The sequence below is a fragment of the Aestuariicoccus sp. MJ-SS9 genome (assembly GCF_032586235.1).
In the GTDB taxonomy this organism is placed as follows: domain Bacteria; phylum Pseudomonadota; class Alphaproteobacteria; order Rhodobacterales; family Rhodobacteraceae; genus Aestuariicoccus.
This window is the reverse complement of record NZ_JAWHTD010000147.1, coordinates 1-512: the sequence shown is the minus strand read 5'-3', so window position 1 is coordinate 512 and position 512 is coordinate 1. Positions and strand designations below refer to the sequence as shown.

At 61.1% G+C, this 512-nt stretch carries 1 protein-coding gene; it reads left to right on the top strand.

All coding sequences use genetic code 11. The annotated features are described in order from the left end of the window. On the top strand, positions 1–512 hold a 512-nt coding region (locus RXV88_RS23795; protein ID WP_316296201.1), incomplete at both ends, for a recombinase family protein.

Below are 512 nucleotides of genomic sequence, written 5' to 3'. Positions count from 1 at the left end.
CGCAACCTGCGCGACTGGGCGATGTTCAGCGAACTGCCCGACATCGGTATCGATGTCTACATCGCCACCGAAAGCCTCGACTTCAATTCACGCGGCGGCCGATTGACCGCGGACATTCAGGCTGTGATCGCCGCCGACTATATCCGCAACCTGCGCGAGGAAACGATCAAGGGCCTGACCGGCCGGCTGAAGCAGGGCATCTATCCGTTTCGCGCCCCGATCGGTTATCTCGATCGGGGCAAGGGCCAGCCCAAGGTTCCCGACCCGGTCAAGGCGCCTCTCATCCGCCAGATGTTCGATCTCTACGCTTCCGGTCAACACTCGCTCAGGTCATTGCAGGCCGAAATCAACCGCCGCGGCCTTCGCAACCACGGAGGGCGCCCCTTGAGCCTCTGCGGGGTTGAGACGATCCTCAACAACCCTTTCTACACCGGTCTAATCCAGGTACGCAAAACCGGAAAAAGTTACGATGGACTCCACGAGCCGATCGTGCCCGCCGCCTTGTTCACGCG